This window comes from Pseudobutyrivibrio ruminis (assembly GCF_015057245.1).
GTDB classification, from domain to species: Bacteria; Bacillota; Clostridia; order Lachnospirales; family Lachnospiraceae; genus Pseudobutyrivibrio; species Pseudobutyrivibrio ruminis_E.
Map to the genome: position 1 here is coordinate 187,919 of NZ_SVET01000001.1, position 26,211 is coordinate 214,129.

General features: G+C 39.7%; 29 protein-coding genes. 3 read left to right on the forward strand and 26 right to left on the reverse strand.

Annotated elements, in window-relative coordinates:
- Window positions 1–35: 35 nt before the first annotated feature.
- The 17 genes from argR to E7274_RS01015 form a co-directional block, all read right to left on the reverse strand.
- Window positions 36–488 carry an arginine repressor gene (gene argR, locus E7274_RS00935; RefSeq protein WP_033154264.1) on the reverse strand — a complete coding sequence of 151 codons (453 nt, stop codon included), beginning with the start codon at window positions 486–488 and terminating at the stop codon, window positions 36–38.
- A complete protein-coding gene (locus E7274_RS00940) occupies window positions 489–1,334 on the reverse strand; it encodes an NAD(+)/NADH kinase (RefSeq protein ID WP_304172933.1) in 846 nt (281 codons plus the stop codon). It lies immediately after the preceding gene.
- Window positions 1,334–2,131, reverse strand: a complete 798-nt coding sequence (locus E7274_RS00945) for a TlyA family RNA methyltransferase (RefSeq protein WP_033154266.1) — start codon at window positions 2,129–2,131, stop codon at window positions 1,334–1,336. Before E7274_RS00945 ends, E7274_RS00940 begins: the two co-directional genes overlap by 1 nt.
- A gap of 1 nt (window position 2,132) precedes the next feature.
- Window positions 2,133–3,992: a 1-deoxy-D-xylulose-5-phosphate synthase gene (gene dxs / locus E7274_RS00950; protein ID WP_304172934.1), complete on the reverse strand. Its 1,860-nt coding sequence runs from the start codon at window positions 3,990–3,992 to the stop codon at window positions 2,133–2,135.
- A gap of 8 nt (window positions 3,993–4,000) precedes the next feature.
- A complete protein-coding gene (locus E7274_RS00955; protein WP_304172936.1) occupies window positions 4,001–4,894 on the reverse strand; it encodes a polyprenyl synthetase family protein in 894 nt (297 codons plus the stop codon).
- Window position 4,895: 1 nt separating this feature from the next.
- Entirely contained in the window at window positions 4,896–5,126 is a 231-nt protein-coding gene (gene xseB / locus E7274_RS00960; protein WP_304172938.1) for an exodeoxyribonuclease VII small subunit, read from the reverse strand.
- An 8-nt stretch (window positions 5,127–5,134) separates the two neighbouring features.
- Window positions 5,135–6,343, reverse strand: coding sequence for an exodeoxyribonuclease VII large subunit (gene xseA / locus E7274_RS00965; RefSeq protein WP_304172940.1), 1,209 nt, complete (start codon window positions 6,341–6,343; stop codon window positions 5,135–5,137).
- Complete coding sequence (nusB, locus tag E7274_RS00970; protein ID WP_304172942.1) at window positions 6,343–6,765, reverse strand: transcription antitermination factor NusB; 423 nt, start codon at window positions 6,763–6,765, stop codon at window positions 6,343–6,345. The genes xseA and nusB overlap by 1 nt, the downstream gene beginning before the upstream one ends.
- 107 nt (window positions 6,766–6,872) lie before the next feature.
- Complete coding sequence (locus E7274_RS00975) at window positions 6,873–7,250, reverse strand: Asp23/Gls24 family envelope stress response protein (RefSeq protein ID WP_033154272.1); 378 nt, start codon at window positions 7,248–7,250, stop codon at window positions 6,873–6,875.
- Window positions 7,251–7,291: 41 nt separating this feature from the next.
- Window positions 7,292–8,011 (reverse strand): 5'/3'-nucleotidase SurE, encoded by a 720-nt coding sequence (surE, locus tag E7274_RS00980; protein ID WP_304172944.1) that lies wholly within the window; start codon window positions 8,009–8,011, stop codon window positions 7,292–7,294.
- 63 nt (window positions 8,012–8,074) lie between these two features.
- Window positions 8,075–8,569, reverse strand: coding sequence for a preQ(1) synthase (gene queF, locus E7274_RS00985; RefSeq protein ID WP_044934834.1), 495 nt, complete (start codon window positions 8,567–8,569; stop codon window positions 8,075–8,077).
- A gap of 14 nt (window positions 8,570–8,583) precedes the next feature.
- Window positions 8,584–9,270 (reverse strand): 7-cyano-7-deazaguanine synthase QueC, encoded by a 687-nt coding sequence (gene queC, locus E7274_RS00990; protein WP_304172947.1) that lies wholly within the window; start codon window positions 9,268–9,270, stop codon window positions 8,584–8,586.
- Between the two features lie 11 nt (window positions 9,271–9,281).
- Complete coding sequence (folE, locus tag E7274_RS00995) at window positions 9,282–9,854, reverse strand: GTP cyclohydrolase I FolE (protein ID WP_304172948.1); 573 nt, start codon at window positions 9,852–9,854, stop codon at window positions 9,282–9,284.
- 12 nt (window positions 9,855–9,866) lie between these two features.
- A complete protein-coding gene (gene queE, locus E7274_RS01000) occupies window positions 9,867–10,535 on the reverse strand; it encodes a putative 7-carboxy-7-deazaguanine synthase QueE (protein ID WP_304172950.1) in 669 nt (222 codons plus the stop codon).
- An 8-nt stretch (window positions 10,536–10,543) separates the two neighbouring features.
- Window positions 10,544–10,963 (reverse strand): 6-pyruvoyl trahydropterin synthase family protein, encoded by a 420-nt coding sequence (locus E7274_RS01005; protein WP_304172952.1) that lies wholly within the window; start codon window positions 10,961–10,963, stop codon window positions 10,544–10,546.
- Between the two features lie 193 nt (window positions 10,964–11,156).
- Window positions 11,157–11,915 carry an SDR family NAD(P)-dependent oxidoreductase gene (locus E7274_RS01010; protein ID WP_090478610.1) on the reverse strand — a complete coding sequence of 253 codons (759 nt, stop codon included), beginning with the start codon at window positions 11,913–11,915 and terminating at the stop codon, window positions 11,157–11,159.
- 11 nt (window positions 11,916–11,926) lie between these two features.
- Window positions 11,927–12,955: a glycoside hydrolase family 5 protein gene (locus E7274_RS01015; RefSeq protein WP_304172954.1), complete on the reverse strand. Its 1,029-nt coding sequence runs from the start codon at window positions 12,953–12,955 to the stop codon at window positions 11,927–11,929.
- Between the two features lie 186 nt (window positions 12,956–13,141).
- On the opposite strand from E7274_RS01015, the gene E7274_RS01020 reads away from it, so the two are divergent.
- Window positions 13,142–13,549 (forward strand): SHOCT domain-containing protein, encoded by a 408-nt coding sequence (locus tag E7274_RS01020; protein WP_304172956.1) that lies wholly within the window; start codon window positions 13,142–13,144, stop codon window positions 13,547–13,549.
- Between the two features lie 48 nt (window positions 13,550–13,597).
- Here the strand turns inward: E7274_RS01020 and E7274_RS01025 are convergent, their stop codons facing one another.
- Both E7274_RS01025 and E7274_RS01030 read right to left on the reverse strand, forming a co-directional pair.
- Entirely contained in the window at window positions 13,598–14,710 is a 1,113-nt protein-coding gene (locus E7274_RS01025; protein WP_304172958.1) for a hypothetical protein, read from the reverse strand.
- Window positions 14,711–14,857: 147 nt separating this feature from the next.
- Window positions 14,858–15,808: a DnaJ domain-containing protein gene (locus E7274_RS01030; RefSeq protein WP_304172960.1), complete on the reverse strand. Its 951-nt coding sequence runs from the start codon at window positions 15,806–15,808 to the stop codon at window positions 14,858–14,860.
- Window positions 15,809–15,962: 154 nt separating this feature from the next.
- Here E7274_RS01030 and E7274_RS01035 point away from each other — a divergent pair, with 154 nt between their 5' ends.
- Window positions 15,963–16,349, forward strand: coding sequence for a DUF1284 domain-containing protein (locus tag E7274_RS01035; RefSeq protein ID WP_304172962.1), 387 nt, complete (start codon window positions 15,963–15,965; stop codon window positions 16,347–16,349).
- Window positions 16,350–16,404: 55 nt separating this feature from the next.
- Here the strand turns inward: E7274_RS01035 and eno are convergent, their stop codons facing one another.
- The 7 genes from eno to E7274_RS01070 all read right to left on the reverse strand — a co-directional run bounded on the left by eno (window position 16,405) and on the right by E7274_RS01070 (window position 25,279).
- Entirely contained in the window at window positions 16,405–17,703 is a 1,299-nt protein-coding gene (gene eno / locus E7274_RS01040; protein WP_304172964.1) for a phosphopyruvate hydratase, read from the reverse strand.
- Between the two features lie 176 nt (window positions 17,704–17,879).
- Complete coding sequence (locus tag E7274_RS01045) at window positions 17,880–18,362, reverse strand: flavin reductase (protein WP_304172965.1); 483 nt, start codon at window positions 18,360–18,362, stop codon at window positions 17,880–17,882.
- Window positions 18,363–18,892: 530 nt separating this feature from the next.
- The gene (locus tag E7274_RS01050; protein ID WP_044937913.1) at window positions 18,893–19,330 is read right to left on the reverse strand and encodes a GatB/YqeY domain-containing protein; all 438 of its coding nucleotides are present in this window, start codon (window positions 19,328–19,330) and stop codon (window positions 18,893–18,895) included.
- A 78-nt stretch (window positions 19,331–19,408) separates the two neighbouring features.
- Window positions 19,409–21,145: an ABC transporter ATP-binding protein gene (locus tag E7274_RS01055; protein WP_304172967.1), complete on the reverse strand. Its 1,737-nt coding sequence runs from the start codon at window positions 21,143–21,145 to the stop codon at window positions 19,409–19,411.
- The gene (locus E7274_RS01060; protein ID WP_304172970.1) at window positions 21,138–22,925 is read right to left on the reverse strand and encodes an ABC transporter ATP-binding protein; all 1,788 of its coding nucleotides are present in this window, start codon (window positions 22,923–22,925) and stop codon (window positions 21,138–21,140) included. Before E7274_RS01060 ends, E7274_RS01055 begins: the two co-directional genes overlap by 8 nt.
- Before the next feature lie 31 nt (window positions 22,926–22,956).
- Window positions 22,957–23,565 carry a TetR/AcrR family transcriptional regulator gene (locus E7274_RS01065; protein ID WP_304172972.1) on the reverse strand — a complete coding sequence of 203 codons (609 nt, stop codon included), beginning with the start codon at window positions 23,563–23,565 and terminating at the stop codon, window positions 22,957–22,959.
- 190 nt (window positions 23,566–23,755) lie between these two features.
- Window positions 23,756–25,279, reverse strand: a complete 1,524-nt coding sequence (locus tag E7274_RS01070) for a sialate O-acetylesterase (RefSeq protein WP_304172973.1) — start codon at window positions 25,277–25,279, stop codon at window positions 23,756–23,758.
- A gap of 153 nt (window positions 25,280–25,432) precedes the next feature.
- Here E7274_RS01070 and E7274_RS01075 point away from each other — a divergent pair, with 153 nt between their 5' ends.
- Window positions 25,433–26,173 (forward strand): helix-turn-helix transcriptional regulator, encoded by a 741-nt coding sequence (locus tag E7274_RS01075; RefSeq protein WP_304172975.1) that lies wholly within the window; start codon window positions 25,433–25,435, stop codon window positions 26,171–26,173.
- Window positions 26,174–26,211: the final 38 nt, after the last annotated feature.

The following is a 26,211-nucleotide window of genomic DNA, read 5'->3' on the forward strand; positions in this document are numbered from 1 at the left end:
GCGTTTCTGTGTAAAAGGATCCTTGCACCAACCTTTTATTTTTCGATGATTCGTTTTAGTTTCCCCATTAAAACGACAGTATCATCAATGCTTCTGACAGCGCACATAATAGTATCATCGCCAGCAATAGAGCCAACTATTTCTGCAAAATCCATATGGTCCAAAGCTGCCGCAACAGCCATAGCCATACCTGAAACAGTCTTGATAACTAAAATATTCTGGGCGTTGTCCATCGATACAAAACCATCCAAGAAAATACGAATATACTTTTCATTCATATCATCCTCGGTAGTCTTGTATGCAACGTAACGAAGCTTTCCAGCTGCATCGGCAACCTTAGTAAGCTTCATTTCGCGTATATCTCTGGAAACTGTAGCCTGAGTGGCATTAAATCCAGCTTCCTCAAGGCGAGCTGTAAGCTCCTCCTGAGTTCCTATTTCATTTTTTACTATTAACTCTAGTATCTTTGCCTGTCTTTCAATCTTCATTTAAATCTCCTGCATCCTAGCTCGAATACGTTCCAAGAAATTGACGTTTTCTAACATAACCATGTTGGATGTAATCTTTGAACGATGGATTTTTAAAACTTCACCCTTTCTGAGTACCTGCCTAAGAGTTCCATCGTAAATAACATTTGCTTTTGGTTCGTCTTCTTCATGACGAGCCTCTATACTAACTTCAACCTCATCATTTGAGGCCAAAATAATGCTTCGTGAATTAAGTGTATGAGGGTTGATTGGTGTCAAAACAATGCAATCTGCATGAGGGCTCACAATTGGTCCGTTTGCAGAAAGATTATAAGCAGTTGAGCCTGTAGGTGTGGAAACAATAAGTCCATCACAATTATGGGAATACAGCTGAATTCCATTTACCTTTACTGTAAGGTTTAACACATAAAGCCCTGCAGCATCAGAAGCAACCACAATATCATTAAGAGCTCTAAAGCGATTGTCTTCATCGTTAGAACAGTCACCCTCAAGCATCATTCTTTCATCAATCTTATAATTGTCGCTAAGTAATTGATCTAAGCAGTGCTCTACATTATCAACGGTCATATCACAAAGATAGCCCAGGTGACCGCAGTTAAGACCAACGATTGGCACCTTACGATTTGTAACATTCTGGGCTACTCTAACAACAGTTCCATCGCCACCGACAGTAATGATACATTCAATATTATCACCAACAGTTACCTGTGTTTCAGAACTATCTGGACAAGTATCCAAATCGAGAATACACATTCCGCCATGTGCCGAAATATAATCACGAATAATGTTGATGTATTTTTCATGTAAATCACTAAAAGATCTTGCAACAATTAAGAAATTCTTCATTATTTGTCTAAGCTACCATGTGCAGCTGCTACTGTTGCAGCAACATCAATAGCATCCCCCTGTTTTTCCTGTGTTGATATATGAATGAGGTATTCTATGTTTCCTTCTGGTCCCTTGATTGGGGAATATTCCAAATGAAGAACATAAAAACCAATTTCTTTTACAAAATCGATAATTGTATTAATAACTTCTTCGTGAACAGCTGGATCACGGACAACACCCTTCTTTCCAACCTTTTCACGTCCAGCTTCAAACTGTGGCTTGATGAGGCAAACCATTTCTGCATCATCCTTAAGAAGTGCCTTTGCTGGACCAAGCACCTTTGTAAGACTGATAAATGATACATCAACCGAAGCGAAATCAAGCTGCTCTCCGATGTCCTCTACAGTGACATATCTGATGTTTGTCTTTTCCATGCAGACAACTCTAGGATCCTGACGAAGTTTCCAAGCAAACTGTCCATATCCAACATCTACAGAGAATACCTTTGTAGCTCCATTTTGAAGCATGCAATCAGTAAATCCACCAGTGGATGCGCCGATATCCATACATACCTTTCCATCTAAGGAAATATCAAAGTGAGTCATAGCCTTTTCAAGCTTCAGACCACCACGGCTAACGTATTTCAGCTGCTGTCCGTGGATTTCGATATCTGCATCTACGTCTATTTTAGTGCCTGCTTTATCCTCTCTGTTTCCTTTAACGAAAACATTACCTTCCATAATCATGGTTTTGGCTTTTTCACGAGAAGGAGCAAACCCTCTATCTACTAATACTATATCAAGTCTTTCTTTCATATTACTTTCCTAATTTTTCTAAAATACGATTTGTAATGGACTCAGCATCCATGCCAAGCTCCTTAAACAAAAGTGTAACACTGCCATGTCTAACAAACTCATCTGGAACAGCAATCTTAAGAACCTGACCATTATAGCCATTGTCATCAAGATAAGCCTGAACCTGCTGGCCAAAGCCGCCAGTGATAACGTTTTCTTCTAATGTAACAATTAAATCGTATTCGTTTTTGATTTTATCAAGATAAGCCTGGTCAAGTGGCTTTGCAAATCTGGCATTGCAGATACCAGCATCGATTCCCTGGGCCTTAAGAAGCTCTTCCACTTCCTCTGCCTTTTTCACCATAGAACCAAGTGCAAAAAGCATTACCTTTGAACCAGCTTTTATCTCCTCTGATTTACCAAGGACGATTTCAGCTCTGTGCTCCTTTAATCCGCAGTATGCCTCACCTCTAGGATATCTGATGGCGATTGGGCCATCGTAAGCCACTGCAAATTTCATCATATCTGAAAGCTCCCATTTATTCTTTGGAGCCATCACTGTCATGTTTGGCATAGATGTAAGGAAGGAAACATCAAATATACCCTGATGTGTGCTTCCATCGGCACCAACAAGACCTGCTCTATCAATTGCAAAAATCACATGAAGATTTTGCAAGCAAACATCCTCAAGGATTTGGTCGTATGCACGCTGTAAGAAAGATGAATATACAGCAAATACAGGAATGCGACCGCCAAGAGCCAAGCCAGCCGCAAATGTAACCGCATGCTCTTCTGCAATTCCCACATCGAAGAATCGGTCTGGGAACATATTTCTGAAACGCTTTAATCCAGCGCCCTCAGCCATAGCTGCTGTAATAGCTACAACCTCTGGGTTACGATCTCCCATCTTACGCATTACAGTTGAGAAAACATCTGTGTATCCAGGATTTGGATTGCGTTTTGGAAGTCCTGTCTCGATTTCGAAAATATCTGTACCATGGAATCTGGATGGATGACGCTCCGCTGGCTCGTAACCATTACCCTTTTTAGTAATGACGTGAACAAGCACTGGGCCGTTGATACCCATAGCCATTTTGAATGTCTCCATCATCGCCTTGATATCGTGGCCATCAACTGGGCCTAGATACATGATACCTAAATCCTCAAAAACCATGTTAGGAACCATTAAAGACTTGATACCGTTTTTTGTGCTACGAATCTTTCTGATGATACGTTCACCATTTGGCCAACTTTCCAAAGATGAAAGTACGTTATTTTTAAGGCCTACGTATTTTGAGCTAGTACGAAGACGCTCAAGATTTGTAGACATACCACCTACATTTTTAGAGATGGACATTTCATTATCATTAAGAACGATAAGGAAGTTGGACTTCTTTAAACGAGAAGCATTATTCAAAGCCTCGTAAGCCAGTCCACCAGTAAGAGCTCCATCACCAATAACGGCGCAAACTTTATAGTCATCACCTGCCAAATCCCTTGCCATGCAATAACCTAAAGCTGCAGAAAGAGATGTGGAACTGTGACCTGTATCAAAACTGTCGCAAGGACTTTCTACTCTTTTAGGGAATCCACTGATTCCGCCGTACTGACGAAGATGATCAAATTCATTTGCTCTACCAGTAAGAATTTTGTGGGTGTATGCCTGATGACCTACATCCCAAACAAGCTTGTCCTTTGGGAAATCAAGAAGCATATGAAGAGCAATTGTGAGCTCTACAGTTCCAAGATTGGAAGCCAAATGACCACCAGTCTTTGAAAGATGCTCAATAAGAAAGCTTCTGATTTCAGCTGGAAGTGCCTGTATTTCTTCCTCTGTTAAATTCTTTATATCATTAGGTTGCTTTATTTTTTCAAGAACCATAATCTATCTTAATTGTCTCTGTAGACAAGGTATTTAAGTAGCTCATTTAAAAACTCGTTGTGATTGTCTAAGCTATTAAGTTCCTCAACCGCCTCATCTGTAAGACGCTTTACCTCTTCCTTGGATTTTTCTATACCTGCAAATGTAACGTAAGTACATTTTTCATTTTTCTCATCTGAACCGATTGGCTTACCAAGCTTTGCTTCATCTCCTTCGATATCAAGGATATCGTCCTGAATTTGGAAAGCCATGCCGATTTTACCGGCAACTCGTTCAATAAGAGAAACCTGATTCTCGCTGGCACCTGCTAAAACAGCACCTATCATCATAGATGCCTCAATCAAAGCACCAGTCTTAAGCTCGTAGATGAAATGAAGCCTGTCCTCTGTCATTTCCAATTGCTTCTTTTCAGCCTCTACATCTACAACCTGGCCACCTATCATACCAAATACGCCGGCTTTTCTGGCCAGAATACGCATTGCCTCGGTTACTCTAACTACATCTATATCTGCATCATAAGCATTTAATGCAGTCTCGAAAGCATAGTTTAAAAGAGCATCTCCTGCAAGCACGCCCATTGCCTCACCGTATGCTACATGCACAGTAGGCTTTCCACGACGAAGCTCATCATTATCCATAGCTGGTAAGTCATCGTGAATCAACGAATATGTATGAATCATTTCAATGGCAGCCATAAATGGCTCGATAACATCGCCACTACCACCGAAAAGCTGAAATGTCTCATTCATAAGGATTGGACGCAGACGTTTACCACCTGCTGTTACCCCATATTCCATGGCATCGAATATAATGCCCTGTAAACCCTCTACATCTGGCAAAAATCTGCACACAACATCCTGTGCTGATTCTGCCCTAACGCTAAGTTCGTTTTTAATGTCCATACTACTCAACCCCCTCAAACACCTCAAGACCGCCATCTTTGCTGATTGCCATGACAGCTTTCTTTGTCTGTTCTATTTTAGAATTAGCTTTCTGAAGCTCTTCCATTCCACTTTTATACAAAGCAAAGGATTCATCCAAAGTAACATCTGATGATTCCATCTTTGTGATAATCTCATCGAGGGCCTGAAAACTCTCTTCGATTGTTGTCTCTTTTATTTCTTTTTCCGCCATACGTGCTCCTATTTATCCTTAGAAATGCTGGTGATTTGACTCTCCAGCATACCATCCTTTACTCTGATACTAAGACTATCTCCGATGGAAAGATTTGATACGCTATCAACCTTTTTTCCATCTGGGCCTGTCAAATAACCAAAGCCTGAAGCCAATCGTTTGGCTGGAGAAAGACCATCCAAACGACCTGAAGCCGCAATCAGACGGCTTTCGTAACGTTCTATTTTTGCATTCATCAGGCTATTAAGCCTATCGTACAAGTGGTTAAGCTTGTCCTGATTTGCCTTGATTTTATTTTCTGGCCTGAGAGATTGTAATCGCAATTTATAATTCTCAAGCTGAGCTGTGATGGATGAAAGCTTGTAATCCAATGTGCTGTTAAGTCTGTCAGAATACCTTTCGCAAGTCCTTGCAAAATCCTCGTAAACAAAATTTGCAAGCTCTGCAGCCTGAGAAGGCGTTGCTGCTCTTTTATCTGCAACAAAGTCTGCAATAGTAAAATCCGTTTCGTGGCCAACGGCAGATATGATTGGTGTGTTGGCCTTGAAAATAGCTCGTGCTACCGGCTCCTCATTGAAGGCCCAAAGGTCTTCGATGGAACCACCACCACGGCCCAAGATGATAACATCCAGATTCAACTCATCCAAACAATTGATTCCGGAAATGATGGAAGGCACTGCCCCCTCACCCTGAACCTGTGCTGGATAAAGAATCAATTCTACAAAAGGATTTCGTGTCTTAGATACACGAATGATATCGTGAACAGCCGCTCCTGTAGGAGCTGTGATGATACCGATTCTCATAGCATGGGTTGGAATAGGCTTTTTGTACATTGCGTCAAACATTCCGCTTTCCTCAAGCTCCTGCTTTAACGCCTCGAAACGTTGATATAAGTCACCTACTCCCGCCAGCTCTATCTCGTTTGCATACACTTGATATCTACCGGCCGCTGCGTAGATTCCAACATATCCGGTAACCACTATTTGGTCGCCATCCTTCATGTTGAACTTCAGCCCCTTTGCTCGCTTGCCAGCAAACATTACACATGAAATAGATGATTTATCATCCTTCAAAGTAAAATATATGTGCCCTGTATGATTGTATTTGCAATTAGAAACCTCCCCTGATAAGGAAAGGTTTCCAAGCATAAAATCATCAGAAAACATACGCTCAATATATGTATTTATCTGAGATACACTATATACATTTTTATTCATTATACTAATTTAGCAAGTGCTCCATTAACGAATCCTGCAGAAGAATCTGTACCGAATTCGTCAGCAAGTGAAACTGCCTCATTGATAGCAACACCAACAGGAAGATTCTCGAATTTGATTTCATATAAAGCAAGTCTGATGAGTGTTAAATCTACCTTTGCCATACGTGTTGTCTTCCAACCATCAACTGACTTATTAATAAGCTCGTCGATTTCTGGAATCTTAGCAATGATATCCTCAGACTTTGTCTTGATGTATTCCTCATCCTCAGCTGACTTATTGTTTTTAGCGAGGTCCTCTGCCTCCGCATTGTCACGGCCACCAAGGAATGTGCTGATTACACTATCCATTTCCTCTGTATCGTGAAACTCATTCATAAATACAGCCTTAAATACTTCTTTTCTAATTTCATGTCTATTCATAAATAAAAACTCCTGAAATTCTAATAGTTTAGACTAATATAGGGTGCTACTTAAAATAGCACCCCATAATTATACATTAATATGCATAAAAAATAAATAAATCCTAATTAATTGTTTGCTGCAACGCTAACAGTTGCGATACGAATATCAACAGCTGTAACTTCAAGACCTGTCATAGTCTCAACTGCTGACTTAACCTTTTCCTGAACCATGCCTGAAACCTTTGGGATTTCGTAGCCATACTTCATATTGATAGCCATGTGTACTGAGATTTTACCTGGCTCACTATCTACTACTCTGATAGCCTTTGCAAGCTTTCCCTGACCTGCCTTTGAAATAGTTTCAGCTGTAAGGTTGCCTGCAAGTGACTCCACACCATCAACCTCAACTGCACCAAGGCCAGCGATAATTCCAACAACCTCTTCAGAGATGTTTACACCGCCATCGCCATTAATATTTATAACAAAATTCTTGTTCTCTGCCATATCTGCCTCCTAAAAATCATAGAAAAACTATCGTAATTATATCAATAACCTACATTATTTACAACCCCGACAGACACATAGTTATTAAGGATTGCATCAAAGTCTGTGCCCTCTTCTGCAACCGGTGTATAGCAGCCATTTACCATGTATCTGACGCCGCCATCATCAAGGTTTTCCACCACATCGTAGGAGTCTTTATAAAACATTCCTCGGGAAACTTTTCTGTCGTATAAAATGCCTTTGCAATCTGATAATTCGCATCCTGGGAAGTTGACATTATGAATCATTCCAGGTGCAAGTGGTTCCGCTAAAAGCTTCTTTAATACCTGCTTTATATATTTGTCAGTTACCTGATGGCAATCACAAGCCCCTTCCGAAAGGGCTATTGCGTGATACCCCTGGAACGCTCCCTCAAAGGCTGCTCCGCAGGTAGCCGAATACTGAATATCCGAAGCACAATTGTATCCAAAATTAATTCCTGAAAGGATCACATCCGGGCGCTCTGGCATCACGCTTAAGCCGCCAACTCGAACACAATCTCCCGGTGTCCCACTGCAAGAATATGCAAAAACACCCTCTACAGGAAATTCCTCACATGGGTAAACATCAATGGAATTATGAAGGGAAATACTGTGGCTTGCTGCACTTCTTTGGCTTTCAGGTGCAACCACCCAAACCTCACCAAACTCCTTAGCTGCTCTTGCTAAACGAATAATTCCATCTGAATTTATACCGTCATCATTTGTAATTAGTATTCTCATAAAAATCTCCCAGAAATAAAATAAAGACAGACTATCTGTCTGCCTTTAAATTTATCATATTTACTATCTGTTATCTACTTTTTCTGGATACATATCGTGATTGAAAAGTCTGTCCTCTGCAACCTTTTCCCACTTTGTTCCTGGCTTACCATAGTTGCAATATGGGTCGATAGAGATTCCTCCTCTTGGAGTGAACTTGCCCCAAACTTCGATGTACTTAGGATCCATAAGCTTGATCAAATCCTTCATGATGATGTTTACGCAATCCTCATGGAAATCACCGTGATTTCTGAAGCTGAATAAGTAAAGCTTTAATGACTTACTCTCTACCATCTTTTCACCTGGAACATAAGAGATGATAATGTTTGCAAAATCTGGCTGGCCAGTGATTGGACAAAGTGATGTAAACTCTGGGCAGTTGAATTTTACAAAATAGTCATTCTCAGGATGCTTGTTAAGGAATGTCTGAAGCATCTCTGGAGCGTAGTTGTCTGGATATACGTTATTTTTATTTCCTAAAAGTGTAAGTGTTCCTTCTTCTTTTCTGCTATCTGTCATAGTAGACCTCCTAATTAATTCTCATACTCAATCGGATCTTTTATTCCATTTAATTCAAATGCTGCAATTCTGTCGATGCATGTACCGCATTTTCCGCATGCCTTGTCATGGCCTTCGTAGCATGACCATGTGAGCTCATAAGAAACTCCAAGCTCCATGCCAACCTTTACAACACCGGCTTTATTCTTATTGATAAATGGCGCCTCAATTGATAGCTGCTTTCCACTTCCTTCGTAGATGGCTGTGTTCATTGCGTTGTTGAAGTCGCTAGAGCAATCCGGATATGCGTTACCTGCAGCATCATCAGCATGAGCACCATAATAGATTTTTGAGCATCCCTTAGAAAGTGCAATTGCTGCTGCGCTAGAAAGGAACAATCCGTTTCTGAATGGCACATAGGTGCTTACTGGCTTGCCATCTGTCTTTTCAAGCTGTTTGTCATATGACTCCTCAGGAATCTCTCCGTCAGAATGCTGAAGCAATGTGCAATCACTAAACTGGAACATTGTAGAAAGATCAAGTGTGATATGCTCCACTTTGTAGTATTCGCAAACAGCATCTGCTGCTTTAATCTCTTTATCGTGACGCTGACCATAGAAAATAGAAAGTCCCACCACGTTTTCATGTCCATATTCTTTTACTGCCAAGGCAAGACAAGTTGTGCTGTCCAAGCCTCCGCTAACAAGTACTAAAGCTTTCATTTCAATTCTCCTTATAATAATCTCTGAAGTAAATCTTTGTCAGTCTTGAAACGACCTCTTAATGTCTGTGTATGAGTCTTTGCACTGGCATTTTTGATTCCACGTGCTGTCATGCAGCTGTGGCTTGCTTCGATAAATACAGCCACATTCTCAGAACCTGTAACCATCTGGATGATTTCTGCAATATCGTTGCCGATACGTTCCTGAAGCTGAAGACGCTTTGCAGCCATATCAGCGATACGTGCGATTTTTGAAAGGCCGATGACCTTGCCATTTGGAATATAGGCAACGCTTACTTTCATATCGTACATAAGTGCAAGATGGTGCTCGCAATATGAGAAAACTTCGATGTCCTTTACAAAAACAAGATCCTGATTAGTTTCATCATAGTAATCCTCATCAAAGGTCTTGTTGAACATCTCTGCAATCTGTTCATTTGTGTAATTCATGCCCTCAAAAACTTCTTCGTACATGCGAGCAACACGATCCGGAGTCTCCTTAAGACCTGCTCTTTCAGGGTCATCACCAAGGGCAATAATAATATTTCTAATGCTTTCTTTAATAAGCTCTTTATTTATAGCCATGATTTACCTCTCTTAAACGCCTCGTTTATTTGGATCCCAAATAAATTTGTGAAGCTGTAACTGCAATCTTATATCATTTCTTTTGTGGTCAATTAGATAATCAACCATGTCTGCTGGCTCAATTCGTCCAAACACAGGACTTATCAAGCAAGTACATTTATCGGAAATACGATAATCATCAACAATCTTGCAAACCTTATCAAGCTCACTTACATCAGAACAAACAAACTTGACTGTGTCCTTTGCTGTAAGAACATCAAAGTTTGAAAGAAGCATTTTATCTTCCATTCCCGAACCTGCCAACTTGTAATCAAGAGTGAATGCTGGCGGATTATCTATACAAGCAAATGGATGTATATCAACACTTCCATTTGTTTCTATCTCAACAAAAATATTAGGGTTGGCTGCAAAGGCCTTTAACAAGTCAATAACATGTGGCGAAAGAAGTGGCTCACCGCCCGTGAGAGTAACACGCTTCACTCCAGTAGAGATGACGTAGTCCACAATCTGTGTTTCTGTCATTTCCTCTGCAGGAGCATCTGCTGTACAAGCCCATCTGGTGTCACAATAGCTACAACTAAGATTGCAACCACGAAGCCTGATAAATACTGCAAGCTCACCAGCATGCTGACCTTCGCCGTTTATGCTAACGAATTTTTCTACTACATTAAATACCGACATAAATCCTCCTACTTGCTATAGCTTGCGCAGTTGTTTGGAGTTTCATATACAGTCACTTCAGCAACCTCAAAGCCGTATTCCTCAAACTTCTCATAAAAATACTTTGAAAAGTTTTCTGCTGTAGGTCTGAAAGGAACTACTCGCATAAGAAAGTTTTCCTCATTGAGAGCTGCAACAGTTGTCTCCTTTAGTGATCCTTCTTCATATATAAATGTGTGATCAAAGAAATCTGTCTCTTTTTTGAGAGCATTTTTTACATCACCAAAATCTACAACCATGCCACGCTGCTGACCTTCAGCCTGAAGCTCACTGGCCTTTATTTTAAGAATCACTCTCCAGCGATGACCATGAAGATTAGAACACTTACCTTCGTAGCCGCTCAAAAAATGGGCGCCGTCAAATGATGCTTCTGCAGTTAAATAATACATTGATTTCCTCCGGAAACAGGACCTGATTTTCTCAAAAAGAAAAGGCTGTAGATGCGCACCTACAGCCTAATTGATTTCATAAAGAAAAAATTAGTCCTGGTTTTGTTTAGGGACAGGATGGTACAAACGAACTGTCCTATTTAATTTTTAAAGCCTCTGTATGATAAACCCATACTTGAAAAAATGCAACCCTTTAGCCAAGTTTCTTTTTCTGCTGATGGCCTGTAAGCTTAACAAGGATTGGAATTGGGAGCAAATGCTGGAAAGCCATGGCAAGTCTCATCCCAAAGCCTGGCACGATAATTGTTTTGCCTCTATCCATTCCCTTCAGTGCTTCAGCCACACATTTTTCAGGGCTGATTCCCTTCAATGCAAAAACTACATCTGCTCTGTCATTGAACTCTGTATCTACAGGCCCTGGGCAAAGAGCTGAAACCTTTACCTTTGAGCCTTTTTCCTTTAGCTCTACTGCAACAGCGCGAGTAAGGCTTGTGACATATGCCTTGCTTGCATAATAGCCTGCCATATATGGACCACCTGGAAGAAGTCCTGCTGATGAAGCTACATTTAAAATCTGGCCAGCACCATCTGCATCCATCTTTTGAAGAATTCCCTTAAAAAGAATGTGCATTGCAACATCATTGACCTTTATCATAGAAACTTCTCTATCAATATCTGTTTCAAGGAATGAGCCTGCCACACCAAAGCCAGCATTATTGATAAATACATCAATACGCTCCTCCTTAAGCTTATCAAGAAGGGCAAAGCATTCCTTTTTCTTGCTAAGGTCACCTGCGATTATTTCCACAGGAACATTTACCTGCTCTGCAAGTTCATTAAGTCTGTCTACTCTTCGTCCTGTGACAATCAGTCTGTAGCCTCTGTCTGCAAGTCTCTTGGCAAACTCAAGACCGATGCCTGATGTTGCTCCTGTAATAAGTGCTGTTTTCATTGAGCCTCCTATTAAATCATTTTCAAAATATCATCTCTAACGGAAGCCATGTGTTCATCTTCGATACCAAAATCCATCTGTCTGAAGCTCCAAGCAGCACGGCCGATACCATACTCATCGAAGCACTTGCAAATCATTTCGTACCATTTCTTGCTGTCCTCTGGAGATGCAAGATTGATTACACCAAACTCTCCACAATAAAGAGCCACGTTTCTTTCATCTGCCACACGAACGGCTTCCTTCACTAAGTCTCTAAAGAACTCTATTCCAATTTTATCATTCTCGTTGTAAGAATCAAAGTTAATAGTGAAGCCTTCAAGATTGTTTCGAGTATTCTGCTTGTACTCCTTGTATGTAACATCAAATGGCATTCTGAAATCATTGTCCATTGTTGGAATCCAATGTGCTCCCTGATGTGTGAAAATCAGTGGCTCATAGCAATGGAAATTGTATACAATGTTTTCATCATAAGGTGGTGCAATGTCCTTAAGGGATTCGATTGCGTTGTTGTAATATCCTCCAATAAGGATTTTGATGTCTGGAGCATACTTTCTGATACGCTCTACGCATGTACGTGAAATTCTATTCCATGTATCGCAGTATTCTTTATTTGTTACTTCATTTAAAAGCTCAAAGCTGAGACGGTCAGAATACTTTCCAAATCTCTTTGCAAACTCTTCCCAAAGAAGATAGAAACGCTCCTGATAATCCTCGTTTTCAAAGAAGCCAGACTCTGCCTCACCTTCATCAAAACTAAAGCCAGCTGTTTTGTGCAAATCAAGAACCATGTTCAGGCCATTTTTGCCAGCCCAGTCGATTGCGTTTTGAAGATACTGGAAGCCTTCTTCCTTATAGTCTCCTGCGCCGCGTTCTACAAGCTCGTAATCAACAGGAACTCTGAAATGATCCATGCCCCATTTCTTGATTGTTTCGATATCTGATTCGTGAATAAATGAATCATAGTGCTCCTTTGTGTGAACGCACTGAGACAGCCAACCTCCCAGGTTAATTCCATGGATGTAACCATCAAATTTTCTCATAATATCCTTCTCCTTAATATGTTATTAAACTAGTTATATTCTAATAAATGGTGAGATTTTCGTAAACGTTTAAGTAGTTGAAAAAAGGAATATTTTTAGATTGATAAAAATTTTAAATTATTACTGACGCAACATATAAAGAGTGTTACAATAATTGACAGATATTATAAATTAGGGAGGAAAGATATGAGTAATTTTTCAGCAGCAGAAGAAATTCAAAAGTATAAGGATTTGCTTGACCAGGGAGTTATCACAGAGGAAGAATTCCAGCAGAAAAAAGCTGATTTGCTTAATGCAACACCTATCACAACAAGCTCATCAGCTAGCATGAGCGCACACACAACAGGTATTGTTGCATACCTTACATGGATTGGATTCTTAATCGCAGTTCTTGTAGGTGATCGTGAGGGAGCTAAGTTCCACATCAATCAAGCTCTTGTAATCAACCTCTTCTTCTTCGCTTGTGCTATTCCAGTACTTGGATGGGTTTGGTGGATTGTTATGGTTGTTCTTTGGATTATGGCATTAGTTTCAGCTTGCAATGACGAAGAAAAACCAGTTCCTATTCTTGGTGGAATTAAGATTCTTAACTAAACCAAAAAGGGTACGTACCAATAAGTACGTACCCTTAATTTTTATCATTTAGAAATCTGATAAAGCCTTAAACTCAAGGTCTGTGTAATCCTCTGAAGCAGCTTCTCTATCATTGAATTCATCCTCGGTAACATTTTCCCATTCATCTTCTGTATAACTTATAAACCAAGGCTGATCTTCATTTGTATAAGCATCGATTTTGGTTCCCCACTGATAAACCATTTCTGCTGAATTAGGCTCCAGGCAATATACAAGCTTGCCATTTTCAAGTGCGCCACTTGAGTACTCATTTACAATCATACCTTCACTGTAAACATAGAATCGATTGCGAGCTGTTCCAGAAATCACATGAGCAGGTGCTCCATCCACCATTGTGTAGATATCGTAGATTGAACCTCTAAGCTCATCATCAACAAGTGTTCCAACGAACAATTCGTCGACACCATCTTTATCAGTATCATAGTAAGCAATTCCGATACCTGATGCACCATCAGTCTGTGAAATGCTGTAAAATTCTGGGCTCATCTCATTCTCTTCGAACTTCGAAGCATCCCATCCCTCATCAAGAGCTGTCTGGTATTTTGCAACTACATCTCCGTAAAGATCTTCGCCCTTTGTGCCAGCTAAGTATTCAAAAGTTGCACCATTGACACCTGTCATATTAGCAAGAACTTCATCTTGTGAATCATAAAGCTTCTGGAAGTCCTCTGGCATCTCAGTGTACTTTTCAAAGTCCCACTGAACTTCAGTTGCATATCCGATTACAACCTCGTATTGCTTTCCATCTGCGTCAGTAAGCTCACCTTTTTTCATATAAGGGCCGCCGTAGAACTCTGGTGGAATCTCTCTAGCCCATATCGTATATACCATACCGTTGTAACCAGCATCTTTTGATTCTTTATGATAAACAGTAATCTGCTGGTCCTCAACCTCTGCCTCATATGTGCCTTCAAGCTCAGCAGGCATTGTAATTGAAAACAGTGAATTAGAAAGAACCTCTCCTGTCTCAGCTGCTGTGGCTTCATCCTCTGTCGTTTCTGTCTCTGCTGATTCCGCCTCCCCTGCAGTTTCAGTATCAACACTGTTATCAGTATTGTTTGCTCCACAAGCTGAAAGTAACAACATCGAACAAGTTAGTATAGTAAATACCTTATTTTTCATATTGTTTCTCCTCATTTATTTAGCGTTGTGCATCTCTTATAACATAATAGCACAACAAAAATCTCATGCTAGGGGTATAAGTAAAAGTTCACTATTATTTCATACTTTCTAATGTCTTTCGATTATAGTTAACGCATTTACGATATATTAGAAACCTTCGTGAGCATACTTTTCTAACAAGTTTCTAATCTGATTATTTGTGCTTTCAATTTCAGATGTTTCTGTTGGCAACACTCTAATCCAAAGGTCTATATCGGCATACTTATTTCCTCGTCGATTCCTCTGAACACTGTCTGCCACAATCATTTTCACCTGTGCTTTCTTCTGCTCAAACAGCGGAATAACCACATAGTAAAGCCTATCATCTTTGAAGCTAAGATAGCCCACTATCTCTCCTGCTTTATTTCTTAGATACAGCCTGTGGTTTGAAATTCCTGCCGGATAAAGCACGCTGCCTGCCTTTGGCGGGGTGACTCCAGATTCCAGCTCTACCATGGCATTAACTTTATATGAATCTTCATCCACAAGTGCCAGTTCATTCAAAGTCAACGTGCTATCTATAAACTGGCCTGTCAGCAAGTAAGTGATATCCGCCAAATATTTCTGCTTTATTATTTCAGGCAGTTCGAAAAACAGTGAAGGTCTGGCATTATCAAGTAGCTCCTTGCTTGTTTCATAAAGACTTTTCAAAAACATGGAAAACTCTTCATCCTTTGTCCAAATATATTTGCCTCTAGCAATCTCGATAGTGCCTAAGTTATTCCCCTCGAAATCTTCCACCTCATGTAGTATCGGCCTAGCACAAAATGCATTCTTATTCTCCTTCGCCGACCAAGGCTTGTGCTTGGGGCGAGATGTTCTCCTGCTATTGCTACGCTTTGGTGATTGACTGTTGGCACCGCCATTACTCGCATTATCATCATAGTCCTTCATGATTAGCTCATAGGCTGTATTAATCTTCGCCGCCAGCTTACTATCATCAGAATCGCTATTATCCGGATGATGCTCATGCATCAGCTTTCTATATTTCTTTTTTATCTCACGCTTATCCTCGCTGCCATCCAGCCCCAGGATTTTACGCGCTTGGCTTTTGTTCATCTTCATGCTCCTATTGTTCTGTAATATATTGGAACCAATTATAAAAGATATTCTAATTCATTACTTTATAAATGAATATCTTTTGTTTCAACCTGCTTAACTGCTCGAATCAGCTACATTGTGCTATACTAGAAACTCAAAGGGAGGAGGCATCATGGGCAAAATACTTAGACCACACCACGGTATGTGTTTTCAATTCTACGAGGGAAAGGGATATAGCGAGGATTTCACTGATCATATGGGGCGCATCATTTATGAGATGGAACAAGATCCCACTCAGCTGATAACACTCAAAGTTGAAACTGATATAGTTTGCAAGAACTGTCCTAATAACGAATCGGGCATTTGCACTTCGCAGGAAAAAGTTCGTAAATACGATAATGGAGTGTTAAAGGCATGTGGCATCTCAAATGGCGATGAAATGTCATACCAGGATTTCATCTCAGCGGTTAAAACAAAGATAATCGACACAGGACTTAGAACAGAGATATGTGGTGACTGCGAATGGAATTACATCTGTGAGAAATCCAATAAAGCATAATAAAAAGCAGGTTTACTCGAAAGTGAGAAACCTGCTTTTTTAATGCAAATAGGAATTATTTTACATTGAATGCCTTGATTCCTGGATAAACTGCTGCGTCACCAAGCTGCTCTTCAATTCTAAGGAGCTGGTTGTATTTAGCAACACGCTCTGTTCTAGAAGGAGCACCTGTCTTAATCTGACATGTGTTCAAAGCTACAGCTAAGTCAGCAATTGTTGTGTCTTCTGTCTCACCTGAACGATGTGAAGAAATTGCTGTGTAGCCAGCCTTGTGAGCCATCTTGATAGCCTCAAGAGTCTCTGAAACAGAACCAATCTGATTGAGCTTGATGAGGATTGAGTTACCGCATCCGTTCTCGATACCCTTTGAAAGACGCTCTGTGTTTGTTACGAAAAGATCATCGCCAACAAGCTGAACCTTATCACCAATCTTAGCTGTCATCTTCTTCCAGCCTTCCCAATCCTCCTCATCAAGACCATCTTCGATAGAGATAATTGGGTACTTGTCAACAAGTGCTGCCCAGTGATCGATAAGCTCGTCTGTTGTAAAGTCCTTACCTGACTTTGGCTGATGATAGAAGCCCTTGCCTTTTTCTGACTTCCACTCGCTAGATGCAGCATCCATAGCAATCATGAAGTCCTTACCTGGTTCAAAGCCTGCAGCCTTGATAGCTTTCAAGATAACTTCGATAGCTTCATCATCATTCTTAAGTGAATTAGGAGCGAAACCACCCTCATCACCTACAGCTGTAACATCTCCCATCTCCTTAAGTATTGCCTTAAGTGCGTGGAATACCTCAGCACACCAACGTAAGCACTCGCTGAATGAAGGAGCGCCAACAGGCATAATCATGAACTCCTGTGTATCAACAGCGCTATCAGCGTGAGCACCGCCATTCAAAATGTTCATCATTGGAACTGGAAGTCTATTTCCGCTGACACCACCAAGGAATCTGTAAAGAGGAATATCAAGTGATGTAGCTGCAGCTCTACAACAAGCAATTGATGTTGCAAGGATTGCATTTGCACCAAGGTTTGACTTATCCTTTGTGCCATCTGCCTTAATCATAGCTGCGTCGATTGCATAGATATCAGAGGCATCCATACCGCAAATTGCATCTGCAATAGGTCCGTTGATATTTGCAACTGCCTTTGTAACACCTTTTCCTAAGTATCTGCCTTTATCGCCGTCACGAAGCTCAAGTGCCTCGAACTCTCCTGTAGATGCACCAGAAGGAGCCATTCCGCGTCCAACTGTTCCATCAACAAGTGTGACCTCGCATTCAACAGTAGGATTTCCTCTTGAGTCGAGGATTTCTCTACCAATAACCTTTTCAATTTCTAAGTAATCCATACCTATCCATCCTTTCACATGAATTTGTTTTTAGAACTCCATATTGTTAAGGCAGGTAGCAGCTGCGCTTAACAATATAAAAAGGAGTTCCGCAATGATTTACACATAGTTAGCCCTTACTAACTACAAGTAGATTAACAGAACTCCTTATCATATTCAAGGATATTTAGCTCACCTTATTGAGCATTTTTCTCAATAAAAACAACTTCCCCAACATACATGTCATGCTCAGCTTCGTTCTCATAAAACTGCTTTGCAATTTCAGGAATCATGTTTTCTGGCTCAAGTCTCTGGCAAATAAGCTTTCTGCAAACAAGAGTAACTTCTGCTTCTGCAAATGTAATTCCATTTTCTACTTCCTTAGGAGTAAGGCCAGATTCATGAATCTTGTCCATATCTCGACCAGATTTTGATCCAAGAACGCCAAGCACCTTTTTACATTCATCAGGATAAAAGCTTACAGTGAAATAATCGTTGTCTTTCATAAACTCATTTGTGTAGCGTGATGTTCTAACATAAACTGTAGCAACTGGCTTATTCCAAAGAGTTCCCAGACCACCCCAGCTAATTGTCATAGTATTAAACTTGTCCTTATCCCCTGCAGTAAGCAATGCCCACTTCTTGTCGTACTGCTCAAAGATGTTTGTATTAAACTCCATAAGTAATTATCCTCCCTGTATTGTCCGTAATTAATATAAAACAATAGTACTGATTTATTTCTAATAATTCTAGGTGAGAACTATATTTTTTATAAAATCTTTATATTTACATTGAATCAATCATGTTTTTGCATCATCCTAAATATAATGTAGTCTTATGCTCCTATAATTAAAATTCTTTATCTATTTTAAGGCTGAATTTATAGGTATAAATCTATTTTTAAAAATCAAAAGTATTAAAATACAGTATATTTAATTTTTAATACCATGATTGCCCTTTAAAGCACATAAACAAAATGCCCCTAAGTATTAAAATTCAATTATTACTGAATTTAATACCTTAGAGGCATCTTTTCTTCTACATTGTTAAATATTTGTATAATAATAAATTTTCAGCAAGTATTAAAACGAAAAAAATAACAATTTTAATACTTTTGCCCAACAAATCCCAAGAATTCCCAACAACTCCTAAGATTTCCTAATAACTCCCAAGAATTACAATAAATCCCGAGAATCCACGGCACAAAAAATTATTTGCAAAGCTCAGCAACAATCATATTGATGGCTTTTCCGTCAGCCTTGCCCTTAAGTGCTGGCATAACTTCCTTCATGATTGCACCCTTGTTTTTAGAAGCAAGCACCTCAGCAAAATTCTCCTGAAGGAATGCGCGAATCTCATCCTCGCTCATCATCGCTGGAGCGTACTCTTTGATTACGTCATATCTGAACTGGTACTCTTCCTTTAAATCTGTTCTCTCAGCTGGGCATGTGTCGAGCTGCTCCTTTGCTGTCTTTAATGACTTGAGAATAACCTGATCTACCAAATCATCTGCAATGTTATCTCTAGTGCCAGCGTCGATAGCGGCCTTCTTTACATCAGAAACAAGTGAAGAAATAGCATCTTTTCTTGCCTTATCTCTTGCCTTCATAGCTGCAACCATGTCTTTTTGTAATGTTTCAAACTGCATTTTCATTATCCTCCTCTAATCTATTATCTAGATTATAGTCCTTATCAATGCGTAAATCCATGGCGCAATTACAGAAATCTATGCAATCTTCCAGCTTACAGCCTTCTTTCGTCCGCTAACGAAATTCTTGTAAATTCCATCCACAGCCATGAGCTCATCATGCTTGCCTTGCTGGACAATTTTGCCTTTATCAATAACCACAATCTGGTCAGCATGCCTTACAGTCTTTAGCCTGTGGGCAATCATAATAATGGTCTTTTCTCTTGTCAGATTTTCGATTGCCTCTGTCAAATCCTTTTCGTTTTCTGGGTCCACATTGGCTGTTGCCTCATCCAAAATGATGATTGGAGCGTCTTTCATAATAGCTCTAGCGATGGCGATTCTCTGCTTTTCACCGCCTGACAATGTGGCGCCGCCTTCACCAACAACAGTTTCATAGCCATTAGGAAGCGACATGATGAAATCGTGGCAGCAAGCTTTCTTGGCAGCCGCAATAACATCCTCCATAGGAGCCTCAGGACGACCAAACCTGATATTGTTTGCAATGGTATCCTCGAAAAGATAAACGCGCTGGAACACAAAGCTGAAATTCTCCATCAAAGAATCAAAGCTGTAGTCTCTTACATCTCTTCCGCCGAGTGTGACCTTGCCGGATTTCACATCCCAGAATCTTGCGATAAGTGATGTCAGTGTAGTCTTGCCGCCGCCAGATGGACCAACAATTGCTGTGGTAGTTTTTTCTTTGATATCAAGAGTCACATCATCAATAATCGTCTTGTCTTCATAAGCAAAGCTAACGTGATCCAGGTGGATATCGCGGTTTGCAGGATGAATTTCCTCGCCATTAACATCCATCTGCTCAACTTCCATAATTTCATTAACCAAATCCACTCCTCTTCCAATAATTCTTATAAGAGCAGTGTAGGTTCCAGCCAAATCAAGTGACTCAAAAATAATAAACGCGCAAAGCTGCATTGTGATGCAGTATGTAAGCTTCATGGTGCCATTCAGATAAAATGCGATTGATGCACCTGCGATTACCACACCGGCAAGCTTACAAATAAGCATCTGCACTCCTACCAAAGGAATGGCAGCTATCTCGGCTGAAATATCAGCCTTTGTTTTTCTATCGATAGCTTTATTAAGCCTAGCGCTATTTACAGAGATGATGTTGTAGTTTCTGATTTCCGCGATGCCCTGAATAAACTCCAGGATGACACCAACCATATCCTTGTCGGATTCTATTTTTTCAGGAGCTACCTTTTCTACGCTCTTGTTTGTAAACTGATTGAAGATAAAGAAAATCAGGATAACAGCAACACAAATCAATCCGATTCTCACATCAAAAATGAACATACCAAGGCTGACGATAAGGGTTGTAATAGAGCCCTGTAAAACCAGCATGATAGCTCGTGTTGCGATATCGCCTGTCTGTTCCAAAGTGTTTGTTGTAACAGATGTGATGTGACCCAGGCTTGTATCGTTAAAATATCCCATTGGCAAATATCTGAGATGCTCGCCAATTTCGATTCTCTTACCAGCACAAGTGTTGTAGCCGCCTTCTGTTTGAAGCATCTGATAGAACCTGTTAACAACCATTTTGCCAACAGTGCTGAGAAGCATAAATCCCATAACCAGCAAAAACGTATTTGCGTTAATGTTGTTATTTACAATAGCATCAATGGCAAAGTAAGCAGCAGGTATCTTCATGCCAGCACAAATTGCATCAAGAACACCTAATGCCACTGATATATAAAACTTTTTTCTGTTTTCCTCGTTGCAAAAGTCGAAGAACTTTTTAAGTATTTTAAGCATGAGCAGCCTCCCTTCTATCTTCAGCTCTAACAACTGAATCAACTTTGTCATCATCCTTTGACATAGTATGTGCCTCCCACATATTTCTGTAGAGAGGACACTCAGCCAGAAGCTGTGAATGGGTACCTTCTGCCTCGATATTTCCATCATTTATAACGAAAATCTTGTCTGCATCTATGATGGTTGAAAGTCTATGAGCAATAACGATAAGTGTCTTGCCCTGTACCAGTTTTGCCACGCTTTCCTGTACAAGCGCTTCGTTTTCTGGGTCCGTATATGCGGTAGCCTCATCCATAATTACAACCGGTGCATCTTTGAGCATTGCTCTTGCTATGCAGATTCTCTGTCGCTCTCCCCCTGATAAATGTCCGCCTGCTCCGCCAACAATAGTGTCGTAGCCATTTTCAAGACCAAGGATAAATTCATGACATCCAGTTGCTTTCGCTGCAGCAATAACCTGAGCATCTGTGGCGCCTGCTTTACCTAATCTGATATTTTCCATGACAGACATATCAAACAGATAATTGTCCTGAGCAACATAAGCAATATGGCTCATGTAATAATCAAGTGGAAGCTCTTTGATATCTACTCCACCAAATGTAATGGTGCCTGCATCCACATCCCACAGTGAATCGATAAGCCTTGCGATAGTGCTCTTTCCAGAGCCTGATGGGCCAACAAATGCATTTACCTCACCCTGCTTGATATCCATGTTTATTCCATGCAAAATCTCCTTATCCTTGTAAGAAAATCTCACATCTCTAAGAGTGATATCTGAGCCCACTGGCTTCTTTGTAAGAGTCTGAGGTCTCACCATATCCGCTCTTTCAATAATCTCTGTAACTTCGCCAAAAATTGCCTTCATTTTCATAATGTCATCCATGTAAGAAAAAGCAATCATCAGAGGGCCCATAAGACCAGCTGAAAGAATTACAGAAGTGACGAAATCTTCTGGTGACATGCTGTTGTTCTTCACTAAAATGAGGCCAACTGGCAGGATTCCAAGAAAAGTAGCTGGTGTGAATGCGAAGCTTCCTGCCTGGAACCAGATACATTTTCTCATCCAATTAATAAAGCAATCAGCACCTTCTTTTGCAGCAAGCACGAACTTTTCGTAGGAGCTTCCTGTCTTACCAAAGGCTTTGATAACCTCGATACCATTGATATATTCAACAGCGGTATCATTTAAATATTTAGTTTTCTGTATCGTATATTCGAATTCGCCCTGACTTCGGGTCATCATGCCAGCCACAAAACACAAACCAATTGCAACTGAAATGAGATTTGCCAAGCCCATGCGCCAGTCCAAAGCAAGAATGTAAATGAACATGACTATAGGCAACAGGATATTTGCTGTAAACTCAGGCACAATATGAGCCAAAGTTGTTTCCATAGAATCAACACGCTCTACAATAATATTTTTGTAGGCGCCACTGTTGTCATCCAAAACCGAACCAAGTGGAATAGTTGAAAGCTTCTTGCAAAGCTGAGTTCTGATACCACCTAATACATTGAATGTAGCGATGTGGGACAATGTTGTAGAAGTTGAATGAAATGCAACTCGAAAAGTCCAACACAGCGCCATCATCAAAATCAGTGACATATAATGACTGAAATCCATATCCTTTGATAAAAGCATTCCAACAATCCTTGCAATTATCAAATATGGAATAAATGACATGGCAACACCGATAATAGCAAGCAGCACACTGCCGATGTAAAAACTTTTCTTTCTCCCTGCAAAATGAATAACCCAGGAGAACGTACTTTTTTTCTTCATAAATTCCTCCTTTTGGTACACAAGAACAAATTTAAAAGCCCAAGAATTTTCTCCAACCTTCTTTAAAGAATCTAGATATGGTATCGCAATAATGAAGTGCTTGGTCATATGTGAAATCATGATGCACCATCTCTAACATTGCTGTGTATTGAGCACTTAAAAGTAAATGCATCTCATTTTCATCAACCGAATTTACAAGCATACCTCCAGCTTCAAGCTCATCCTTGAAAGCCAGTGTTGCTTCCTGAACCTTTGAGACAATCGTATGAAGATAATTCTCATATTTTGTGCCCTCGCTTTTGCAAAACAAAAGCTTGTGAGCATCAAAATTATCGTAAATAAGCTTAACGATAATCTTTGCCTGATCCTCATCTTCCCACATGGCTTCAACGCCATTTTCTCTAGCAGTGCCCACCTGCCTTGCCTCTTCTGTCTGGCACAGTCCTTCCCACGCACTAACAGCAGGCTCAACAACAGCGTCAAAAATCTCCTCTTTGTTAGCATAGTGCCTGTACAAAGCGGTGGCTGTAATACCTACTTTACTTGCGATTTTTCTCATGGAGGCATCCTTATAGCCCTTCTCCATGAATTCTTCCATTGCGGCTTTTAAAATTTGTTCCTTAGTTTCTTTGGTTTTCACGTGAATTCCTTTCAAAGTTAACACTGTTAACTTGTTAGTTTCGACTAACATTATAGTTAGGTATAGCTAACTTGTCAAATAATATCTTAAAAAATTACATTGCCATCAAAATAGGCGAGGCATTTAGCCTCGCCTGTATAAATATGCTCTACATCGTTTTTAGATATTTATCAAAATTTGTATTGCCATTCTAAAGCTCTACTCTAAATGGCATAACTGGAATTTTACTCATATTATACAAATTCACTTCATAATATGGTGTTTCCGCAAATGACACTGCCTTTACCACTTCATCATTATTTACAGTTATTATCAATGATTCATCTTCGATAGTAGTTGAATAATTTACAGCGTCAATATCTTTATTAGTCTCATCAATCAGACTTATCGCATTTATTGTATCACCTTTTAGAAATAGCCCACCTGAAGCATTTGAAAAATGAATAATTATCTGACCATCTTTAGTTTCTGAAAAATTAGACATTGGAGCATCGCATAGAATCTTTTCATTGTATAAATGCCCCAACGCAAGTAATGCCAAGCGATGTCCGACTGGCTGCTTCTCCTTTGGATGAATATCCATATAATTTCCAACATCACCGATTGATGCTAAAAATACATTATTCACGCGTTTTGTAACTAACTCCTGCTGTTGTCTCAATTCAGGATAATAAAGAGCATCCTGCATTATTTCTGTTCCAAATGGAGCAAGCTGAGTCATAAAAAATGGCAATTCATCATTCCAATCTCTACGCCAACATTTGATTAGTCCTTCCATCATATCCGCATAGATTTCCGGATGAGCAGAATCGCTTTCTCCCTGATACCAAATAACGCCTTTAACTGTATAAGAAGCGATTTGATTAAGCATGTAATGGTAGCAACCACATGGACGCCAAGGATGCCATGGACCTAAAACGCTGATAGAATCTAGTTCAGCAAAAGCATCCATCATACCTTCCAATTCCTCTTTTGAAACATTTCCATACATCATTTTATCATCTATAGGATTATCAAACGGATGTGATTTATCAGAAATCATATTCGTTAAATACTTCTGCTTAGCCTCTTCCATGTCTGTAATTGATGCAACCTGTTCTTCATAATCTCGCATCCAAACTGGTCCATACTTTTCTACAGATTCCTCATCCATCCAACAACAAGATCTTGTTCCACCCCAGTTACAACCAACAATACCAATTGGGACCTGTAAATGTTCCTGCATTGTTCTTGCAAAGTAATATCCTACAGCAGAAAAATATTGTAAATCCTCTGGTGTAGCTTTTCTCCAGAATCCAAATAGAGAATAATCATGCATCTGAGGTTCTTCGGATGTAGATATTTCTGGAATATCGTAAAAACGAATTAATGGATTTTCACATGTCTGGACAACTTTATCAAAGTCTTTATCATATCTCATGAAAAACTCCATATTGGACTGACCACCTGCCACAAAAACATCTCCGATTAGTACATCTTCTATGCATATTTTGTCTACGCCATCCGAAACTATCATCTCAGTTCCAAAAGAGGCAGAAAGCGCTGGTATACACACTTTCCATTCTCCTTTTACATCAGTCTCAACAGAGTAATTCTTTCCCTTCAATGAAACATTGATAGTACTTCCTGATTCTGCCGTTCCCCATACATTGATTTCTTTGTCCCGTTGAAGAACCATACCATCTTTAAATATTTCTCCTAATTTTAATCCCATAATAATCTTCCTTCCTTGCTTAGTTTTAAATAAATATATATAAAAAACACACCAAGCAAAATTACATATTCATCAACATTGATGGACAATACACTTTTTTTTATAAAAAACAAAGTGTATTATACAGTTAAAGTAAAGGGAGGAAAATAAGATATGTACATTGATTATAAAATTATAGAGGCATCCGTTTTTCGCGAATTTAAGCCATCTGAGCACTACTATTATATTTTAATATTACGTGGTAATGGAGTGTGTAAATTACCGCACAATTCACTCACAATTAAGCCTCATGAATTAGTAGCTTTTCCACTAAATACACCTGCAGAATTCACATTCGAAACATCTGCTATGCTTGGCATTATGGAACTCCATGATACTGTAGCAACAAATCCATCAATCATCCATATTTCTCACCACAAAACGCAGCTAATCAGAGACTTATTCTATAAAGCTATTGACTTGTCAGAATGTAATGATGTTTATTATGAACCTGTGCGTCGCGCAATGGATATGCTGATTTTTGAAGCAATTCATGCTGAATTACATACCTCACTAAACACCAACCCTTGCGTACTACAGATGATTTATAACATTAACAAAAACTTTGCAGACATAAATTTTGATTTACACTCCGAAATTGAAAAAACCGGCTATAGTCTAAATCATTTTCGAAAGCTCTTTAAAAATTCAACTGGTATTCCACCAATTGAGTTTCTTAATCATAGGCGAATCGAATACGCCAAAGAACTTATTAAACACACCAAGATACCTCTCACGGTAAAAGAAATATCCATAAATTGTGGGTATAACGATGCCTATTATTTTTCCCGCCTTTTCAAAAAAATGGAAGGAATATCCCCTAAAGAATATATAAACCGTAATCACGATTGTTAAAGTAAAAAAACCAAAAAGGCGAGGCATTTAGCCTCGCC

What these genes read in the sequence shown, in the direction of transcription:
- E7274_RS00940 (WP_304172933.1), bottom strand. Translation starts at nt 1,334, where the DNA reads ATGAAGAATTTCTTAATTGTTGCAAGATCTTTTAGTGATTTACATGAA.
- E7274_RS01005 (WP_304172952.1), bottom strand. Translation starts at nt 10,963, where the DNA reads ATGTATTATTTAACTGCAGAAGCATCATTTGACGGCGCCCATTTTTTG.
- E7274_RS00975 (WP_033154272.1), bottom strand. Translation starts at nt 7,250, where the DNA reads ATGGCAGAGAACAAGAATTTTGTTATAAATATTAATGGCGATGGCGGT.
- queE (WP_304172950.1), bottom strand. Translation starts at nt 10,535, where the DNA reads ATGTCGGTATTTAATGTAGTAGAAAAATTCGTTAGCATAAACGGCGAA.
- E7274_RS01010 (WP_090478610.1), bottom strand. Translation starts at nt 11,915, where the DNA reads ATGAAAACAGCACTTATTACAGGAGCAACATCAGGCATCGGTCTTGAG.
- E7274_RS01045 (WP_304172965.1), bottom strand. Translation starts at nt 18,362, where the DNA reads ATGGAGTTTAATACAAACATCTTTGAGCAGTACGACAAGAAGTGGGCA.
- xseB (WP_304172938.1), bottom strand. Translation starts at nt 5,126, where the DNA reads ATGGCGGAAAAAGAAATAAAAGAGACAACAATCGAAGAGAGTTTTCAG.
- argR (WP_033154264.1), bottom strand. Translation starts at nt 488, where the DNA reads ATGAAGATTGAAAGACAGGCAAAGATACTAGAGTTAATAGTAAAAAAT.
- E7274_RS01020 (WP_304172956.1), top strand. Translation starts at nt 13,142, where the DNA reads ATGAGTAATTTTTCAGCAGCAGAAGAAATTCAAAAGTATAAGGATTTG.
- dxs (WP_304172934.1), bottom strand. Translation starts at nt 3,992, where the DNA reads ATGGTTCTTGAAAAAATAAAGCAACCTAATGATATAAAGAATTTAACA.
- xseA (WP_304172940.1), bottom strand. Translation starts at nt 6,343, where the DNA reads ATGAATAAAAATGTATATAGTGTATCTCAGATAAATACATATATTGAG.
- E7274_RS01025 (WP_304172958.1), bottom strand. Translation starts at nt 14,710, where the DNA reads ATGAAAAATAAGGTATTTACTATACTAACTTGTTCGATGTTGTTACTT.
- E7274_RS01060 (WP_304172970.1), bottom strand. Translation starts at nt 22,925, where the DNA reads ATGAAGAAAAAAAGTACGTTCTCCTGGGTTATTCATTTTGCAGGGAGA.
- E7274_RS01050 (WP_044937913.1), bottom strand. Translation starts at nt 19,330, where the DNA reads ATGCAGTTTGAAACATTACAAAAAGACATGGTTGCAGCTATGAAGGCA.
- folE (WP_304172948.1), bottom strand. Translation starts at nt 9,854, where the DNA reads ATGGCTATAAATAAAGAGCTTATTAAAGAAAGCATTAGAAATATTATT.
- E7274_RS01015 (WP_304172954.1), bottom strand. Translation starts at nt 12,955, where the DNA reads ATGAGAAAATTTGATGGTTACATCCATGGAATTAACCTGGGAGGTTGG.
- nusB (WP_304172942.1), bottom strand. Translation starts at nt 6,765, where the DNA reads ATGAATAGACATGAAATTAGAAAAGAAGTATTTAAGGCTGTATTTATG.
- E7274_RS00955 (WP_304172936.1), bottom strand. Translation starts at nt 4,894, where the DNA reads ATGGACATTAAAAACGAACTTAGCGTTAGGGCAGAATCAGCACAGGAT.
- E7274_RS01035 (WP_304172962.1), top strand. Translation starts at nt 15,963, where the DNA reads ATGGGCAAAATACTTAGACCACACCACGGTATGTGTTTTCAATTCTAC.
- queC (WP_304172947.1), bottom strand. Translation starts at nt 9,270, where the DNA reads ATGAAAGCTTTAGTACTTGTTAGCGGAGGCTTGGACAGCACAACTTGT.
- queF (WP_044934834.1), bottom strand. Translation starts at nt 8,569, where the DNA reads ATGACAGATAGCAGAAAAGAAGAAGGAACACTTACACTTTTAGGAAAT.
- E7274_RS00945 (WP_033154266.1), bottom strand. Translation starts at nt 2,131, where the DNA reads ATGAAAGAAAGACTTGATATAGTATTAGTAGATAGAGGGTTTGCTCCT.
- eno (WP_304172964.1), bottom strand. Translation starts at nt 17,703, where the DNA reads ATGGATTACTTAGAAATTGAAAAGGTTATTGGTAGAGAAATCCTCGAC.
- E7274_RS01075 (WP_304172975.1), top strand. Translation starts at nt 25,433, where the DNA reads ATGTACATTGATTATAAAATTATAGAGGCATCCGTTTTTCGCGAATTT.
- E7274_RS01070 (WP_304172973.1), bottom strand. Translation starts at nt 25,279, where the DNA reads ATGGGATTAAAATTAGGAGAAATATTTAAAGATGGTATGGTTCTTCAA.
- E7274_RS01055 (WP_304172967.1), bottom strand. Translation starts at nt 21,145, where the DNA reads ATGCTTAAAATACTTAAAAAGTTCTTCGACTTTTGCAACGAGGAAAAC.
- surE (WP_304172944.1), bottom strand. Translation starts at nt 8,011, where the DNA reads ATGAGAATACTAATTACAAATGATGACGGTATAAATTCAGATGGAATT.
- E7274_RS01030 (WP_304172960.1), bottom strand. Translation starts at nt 15,808, where the DNA reads ATGAACAAAAGCCAAGCGCGTAAAATCCTGGGGCTGGATGGCAGCGAG.